Origin of the sequence: Stenotrophomonas sp., assembly GCF_036662295.1 — a bacterium.
GTDB lineage: Bacteria > Pseudomonadota > Gammaproteobacteria > Xanthomonadales > Xanthomonadaceae > Stenotrophomonas.
The window spans coordinates 20,942-27,068 of record NZ_JAVWXA010000050.1; the positions used below are offsets into that span (position 1 = coordinate 20,942).

Consider the following 6,127-nt stretch of genomic DNA (forward strand, 5'->3'; position numbering starts at 1 on the left):
CTCAGGACGGATACGTGCGTGCGCCCAGCCGCCAGACTGCCAGCGCGCCGTACAGCACCAGCAACGCGGTCAGCGTGGCGAGCTCGTGGTGCACGTCGGCCAGGCGCGCATCCATCTGGTTCAACCGCACCATCAGGTTGATGCCCGCCGTGGTGGGCAGCAGCTGTGCGAGCGCCACCAGCGCCGGCGGTGAGGTGGTGGTCGGCCAGGACAGGTTGGCCAGGAAGAACAACGGGATCGAACAGGCGATCACCACCTGGAAGGCGCGCTCGCGGGTGGCGAAGAAGCTGCCCACGAACAGCCCGAAGGCCACGGTGGCGGCGATGAACAAGGCACCGCCCAGCACCTGCCCCAGCGGGTTGCCGCCGCGCGGATAGTCCTGCACCCAGGCGGTGAAGCCGGCGTAGTAAAGCAGGCCGGCCAGGCCGATGATGGCAAAGCCCAGCGCCATGCCGGCCAGGCTGGGCAGGTCGAAACGCAGCCGCCGGCCCAGCGCCAGGCGCCGCGCGCCAAGCAGCACGCCGATGCCCATCAGCAGGGTCTGGTGCACGATGAGTTCGGCCACGCCGGGCACGATGGCGCTGCCGTAGCCTTCGCGGGTGTTGAACAGCGGGCGTTGCACCAGGGTGATCGGCGCGGCCTGCGGGGCGCCCATGAAGGCGGCCTGGCCGACCGCGGCCTCGCGCGCGAAGGCGGTGAGGGCGTCGGCCACGCCTCCCAGCACCCAGCTGGCGCGACCGAGGTAAGCGCCGTTGCCCATCAGCACCAGGTGCCCGGCACCGCCGCGCAGGATGTCGCGCTCCAGGTGTGGCGGGATCAGCAGGATGCCTTCGGCCTGGCCGCGTTCGAGCTGCTGGCGGGCCTGGTCGAGGCTGGCCGGTTGCCCGACGATGCGCACCGTGTGCAGGGCATCCACGCGGCGCAGCAGGGCGCGGCTGGTGCGGCTCTGGTCCTGGTCGACCACCACGATCGGCAGGTTGCTGGCCACCTGGTGGCGGTAGGCGGCCGGGTAGAAGAACGAGTACAGCACCACCGCGCCGATCATCAGCACGCGCGCGTAGCGGTCGGTGAGCACCGCGCGCAGGGTCTGGCGCAGGCTGCTGGCGAAGCGGCTCATGCGCCCTGTCCCGGCGCGGGCGCGGTGGCGCGCGCGGCGGCGATCAGCCGCCAGCCCCCGACGCCGCCGGCCACCGCCACCATCAGCAGCAGGGTGCCCAGCGGCCACAACGACACGCTCCAGGGGGCGCCGACGAACTGCTGCTGGGTCTGCAGCTTGATGTAGGCGGTGAGCGGCAGCAGCAGGTTCCAGACGCGGGTGAACAACGGCGCATCCACCACCGGGAAGGTGGCCCCGGAGAAGGCCAGCGCGGTGCCGATGCTCAGGCCGATCGCCGACAACGCGGTGCCCATGTCGCGGGTGAGCCCGACAAACAGCAGCGCGACCGCCGCGCAGGCCAGATAGAACAGCGGTTGGCCCAGCATCAGCAGCCACAGGCTGCCGGCCACGCCATCGCCACGCAGCAGCGCCAGGTACAGCACGCCCAGCGCGCCATACACCGAGAACAGCGCGACATAGGGGCTCACCTTGCCAGCCATCGCCGCCCACGGCGCGTCACCGAGGAACGCGCGCAGGGTCCCGTCGCGCACTTCGCGACCCAGGCTGGCCGCCACCGCCAGGGCAAGGCCCAGCGACAACAGCGCCGGGAACACCAGCGGCAGCAGGAACAGCTCGTAGCTGCGCGCGGGGTTGTAGAGGATGTCCGACTGCACGGCGATCGGCGGCGCGCGCAGCTTGGCCGGGCCCACCTGGCGGCCGATGGGCCCGGCGAGCAGGCGCGCATTCCAGGCACCCACCGCCTCGACGATGTCGCGCACCGCCGACTGCCCGGTGGTGAGGTAGGTGGCGTTGTAATAGGCGAACACGGTGCCCTGGCGGCCACGCCGTGCCTCGCGGGTGGCATCGCGCGGCACCAGCACCACGGCATACACCTCCAGCCGCCGCAGCTGCGCCTGCGCCTGGGCCAGGTCGGGCGGCTGGGCGACCACGGCCACGCCGGGGCTGGCATCGAGCATGCGCGCCAGCAGGCGGCTCTCGGCGCTGTGGTCCAGGTCCACGATGGCGATCGGGATGTCGCGCATGACCGAGGCGGCGAACAGCCAGGCCATCACCGCCAGCATCAGCAGCGGCAACAGGGTCACCAGCAGGCGGTCGGCGCGGTCCTGGCGCAGGTGCTGCCATTCGCGCCGGAACGCCGCCGCGAAGCCGGCCCGGGCGCGAGCGTTCATCCCGGCGGCCAGTCGAACAGCACGCTCATGCCCGGGCGGAAGCCCTCCACCGGGGCACGCGGGCGCAGCCGGATCTCGAAGCTGCGCACGTCATAGCCGCTGGACTGGCGCGTGCTGCGCCAGGTGGCGTAATCGCCAGCCGGATTGATGAAGTACACCTCGAACTCGGCGTCGCGGTCCAGCGCGGGCACGTGGCCACGCAGCCGGCTGCCGATCTTCAGGCCGCGCATCTGCGATTCGCGCAGGTTCACCGAGACCCACATGCGGTTGATGTCCACCAGCGTGAACACCGGGTAGCCGGCCGGCACCAGTTCGCCGATGTCGGCCATGCGCTTGTTGATTTCGCCGGCCAGTGGCGCGCGGCCGTTGACCTCCCCACGCGCGGCATCGACCTCGGCCACCGCGCCCTGCGCCTGCCTGACCTGGCCCTTGGCGGCGCGCTTGTCCTGGTCGCGGGCACCGGCCAGTGCCTGGTCGTACTGCGCGCGCGCGGCATTGGACAGCTCGCGCGAACTGCGCGCCTGGGCCAGCGCCTCGTCGCGTTTCTGCCGGGTCATCACGCCTTCGTTGAACAGGTTCTGCACGCGCTGGTAGGTGGCATCGGCCAGCGTGGCGCCCGCTTCGGCGCGTTTCCAGTTGGCCTGCGCGGCACGGATATCCTCGCTGCGCGCGCCCTCGTCGGCCTTGTCGGCGACCGCGCGGGCGGCCTCCAGCGCGCCCTGGGCCTGCTCTTCCTTGGCGGCCACTTCCGGGCTGTCGAGCACGAACAGCACCTGCCCGGCAGTGACCCGGTCGCCTTCGCGTACCTTCAGCTCGGCCAGGCGCGCGGTGATCTTGGCGGCCACGTTGACCGTGTCCGCATCGGCCATGCCCTGCAGTTGTTCGGCCGGGTGGCGCCAGGCCAGCCACAGGCCGACCACCACCACGATCGCCAGCACCAGCGCAATGACGATGCCGGCCTTGCGTGTCTTCGGCGGCGGCACGTCAGCCGGGCCCTGCAACGTGTCATTCATGGGCGGTCACCTCGTCGGCGCGACGGCGGAATTCTTCATAACGGTCCATCTGTCCACTGACCTCCAGCAGTTGTGCCAGCGCCACGTCGTACTGGTAAGCGGCCTGCGCGCGTTCGACCTGCGCACCGCCCAGCCCCAGCCGCGCATCGATCACGTCCAGCGAGGTGGCCTGGCCCTCGCGGAAGGCCAGTTCCTGCAGGCGCAGGTTCTCGCGGTTCTGCTCGATGCTGCTGTCCAGCAGCAGGAACTGCTGGCGGGCGGTGTCCAGTTCGTACCAGGCCTTGCGCACGCCCAGCGCCACCTGGTTTTCGGCCTCGCGCAGGCCGGCCTCGGCCTGGTCCTGCTGCGCGCGCGCGGCCCGGATCTGCGCCGGGCGCGAACTGGGCGAAAGGAAGGTGTACTTGAGGCCGATGCCGAATGCCCAGTCCGGGTCGGTGAGCATTTCATCGCGCCGCCGGAAGTCGTACTGGCCGAACAGGAACACGGTGGGCTTGAGCTTGGCTTCCTGCACGCGTACCCCCTGTTCGGCCTGGGCGACCATCGCGCGCAGGCGGGCGATCTGCGGTTGCCGTGCCTGGGCATCGCGCTCGAAGCTGGCCAGCACGCCGATCGGCGCGCGGTGCATGAACAGTGGCGACAGCGGGCGCACTTCGCCGCCGCTGCGCAGCAGGGTGGCCAGCGCGGCCTTGAGGGTCTGCAGGTCGTTGAGCGACTTCTGGTACTCGCGCTCGGCCTTGTCGCGCGCCACGTTGGCCTGCAGCCGCTGGGCGCGGGTGGCGAAGCCTTCGCGTTCCAGCTTCAGCGCATCGTCGAGGTGGCGTTGCAGGCCGTCGCGCACGTCTCGCCGCACCGTCACCGCCTGCTCGGCCAGGCGCTGGCCGAAATACGCCTGCGCCAACTGCACGGTCAACGACTGGCGCTGCGCGTCGCGCTCAGCGCTGGCCTGCTCGGTGGCACCGGCGGCGGCCTGCTGCGCGGCCGGGATCAGCCCGCCGGTGTACAGCGGCAGCACGGCGGTCACCACCGGGCGGGTGCGCCAGTCGCGCTCGGTGAACTGAAGCGGCGAGTCGATGCCGAAGGCCTGGGCCACCGGAGCCAGCGACCCCAGCGGCAGGGTCAGGGTCTTCTGGAACTGCAGCCGACGCACCTGACCGGTGATCTCCGGGAGGCGAAGCAGGCGGGTGGCATCCTGCAGGTCCTGCTTGTTGCGCACCGAGGCATCGGCGGCGGCCAGCGCATCGGAGACCTGCTCCAGGCGTTGCTGGGATTGGGCCCAGTCCAGTGCCGGGATCGCCATCGGATCGGGCGCCGGTTGGGCCGCGGCCATGCCGGTGCACAGCAGCAGGGCCGCGCAGCAACGTCCTTGGGTAGCGCGCACGAGCGCGAGGGGCCGGCTCACGTGGGGCGGTTCCATATGTAAAGCATTCGGCAAAGTATGGTGCGCATCGCGTGAAGCCCGGGTCTTCACGACGCCTGCCGACGTGCGGCGCGTGCCGTGCTGACGACGGCGCGCTGGCGCCGGCGACGATCGGTCAGCGCGTGGGCGGATTGCCGGCGATGGTGCGCGCGCCGGTGATGATCATGCGCAGCATCTGCGCCAGCTGTTCGATCAGTTCGGCGTCCTTTTCCTGCGGCTGGTCCACGGCGGTGGCGCCCATCGCAAACACCAGGCGGGTGATCGCCTTGGAGGCCAGCGCCGGTTCGTGCAGCACCGCGCCGCCGTCGGCGGCGGCCAGGCGGATCAGGTCCAGGCGCAGTTCGTCCTCGAAGTAGTTCAGCTCGCGGTCCACCGCCTGCTTGAACGCGTCCGAGCCGGCGCTGCCTTCGCGCAGCAGCACGTGCAACAGCTTGTGGTCGGCGCGCAGCTGCTCGAAGAAGGTCTCCACCGACAGGCGGATCACGCTGCGCTCGGAGGACGCCGCGCGCTGCCGCGCCTCGCCGATGATCGTGCGCAGCGAGCGCCCGGCCAGGTCGATCAGCGCCACCGTCAGTTCGTCCATGTCGCGGAACTGGCGATAGAACGAATTGGGCGCGATCCCGGCCTCGCGCGCCACCTCGCGCAGGCTGAGCGTGGACACGCTGCGGTGCGGGCCGATCAGCGCCAGCGCGGCAGCCAACAGGTCCTCCCGCGAGATCGAGGCTTTGCGCGCCGGATGGGCATCGTCGGCGGCGGACAGGGGCAGGTCTGGGGAGGTCATCGGGGGCAGGGCGGTCAAGTCCCTGAATCATAGCCCGTCCATTCAATATACAACTGTATACACGCCTGTATGTGCGTGCGTATAGTGCGCCCATGAGCGCCAAACCCCGTCTGCCCACCCGCCGCCGCAATCCCCTCTCGCCCCGTCATTGGGTGTCCGAGGCGCTGTTCGACTTCTGGGCCGGCCGCGTGCACCCGTTGTGGACCCTGCGCCGTGCGCGTGCCCGCCTGGTGGCGCGCGAAGCGGCCAGTGCCGACGCGGTCACCCTGGTGCTGCGCCCCAACCGCCATTTCCGCGGCCTGCAACCCGGCCAGCACGTCACCCTGGGCGTGGAAGTGGATGGCCGCCGCCTGTCGCGCAGCTACAGCCCGACGCCGCTGGCCGATGGCGCGCTGGCGATCACGGTCAAGGCGATCGACGGCGGCAAGGTCAGCCAGCAGCTGGCCCGGCACGCGGTGGTGGGCGATACCTTCGAACTGGGCCAGGCGTTCGGCGAGATGACCCTGGCCGCAAGCCCGGCGCAGCGCGTGCTGCTGCTGGCTGCCGGTAGCGGGATCACCCCGATGCGCGCGCTGCTGCGCCAGCTCGATGCGGCCGGCATGCCCGGCCAGGTGGACCACGTGTACTGGG

Annotated in this window: 6 protein-coding genes; 1 reads left to right on the top strand and 5 read right to left on the bottom strand. The window is 71.0% G+C overall.

Annotated features, from left to right (window positions below; genetic code table 11):
- Position 1: 1 nt before the first annotated feature.
- The 5 genes from RSA25_RS11400 to fabR form a co-directional block, all read right to left on the bottom strand.
- Positions 2-1,117, bottom strand: a complete 1,116-nt coding sequence (locus tag RSA25_RS11400) for an ABC transporter permease (protein WP_332809003.1) — start codon at positions 1,115-1,117, stop codon at positions 2-4.
- Positions 1,114-2,286 (bottom strand): ABC transporter permease, encoded by a 1,173-nt coding sequence (locus RSA25_RS11405; RefSeq protein ID WP_332809004.1) that lies wholly within the window; start codon positions 2,284-2,286, stop codon positions 1,114-1,116. The genes RSA25_RS11400 and RSA25_RS11405 overlap by 4 nt, the downstream gene beginning before the upstream one ends.
- Positions 2,283-3,299, bottom strand: coding sequence for an efflux RND transporter periplasmic adaptor subunit (locus RSA25_RS11410; protein ID WP_332809005.1), 1,017 nt, complete (start codon positions 3,297-3,299; stop codon positions 2,283-2,285). Before RSA25_RS11410 ends, RSA25_RS11405 begins: the two co-directional genes overlap by 4 nt.
- Complete coding sequence (locus RSA25_RS11415; RefSeq protein ID WP_332809008.1) at positions 3,292-4,626, bottom strand: TolC family protein; 1,335 nt, start codon at positions 4,624-4,626, stop codon at positions 3,292-3,294. Before RSA25_RS11415 ends, RSA25_RS11410 begins: the two co-directional genes overlap by 8 nt.
- Before the next feature lie 205 nt (positions 4,627-4,831).
- Positions 4,832-5,497: an HTH-type transcriptional repressor FabR gene (gene fabR / locus RSA25_RS11420; protein WP_332809009.1), complete on the bottom strand. Its 666-nt coding sequence runs from the start codon at positions 5,495-5,497 to the stop codon at positions 4,832-4,834.
- Between the two features lie 92 nt (positions 5,498-5,589).
- On the opposite strand from fabR, the gene RSA25_RS11425 reads away from it, so the two are divergent.
- Positions 5,590-6,127: FAD-binding oxidoreductase (locus RSA25_RS11425; protein ID WP_332809006.1), on the top strand; the 538-nt coding region annotated here is incomplete at its 3' end.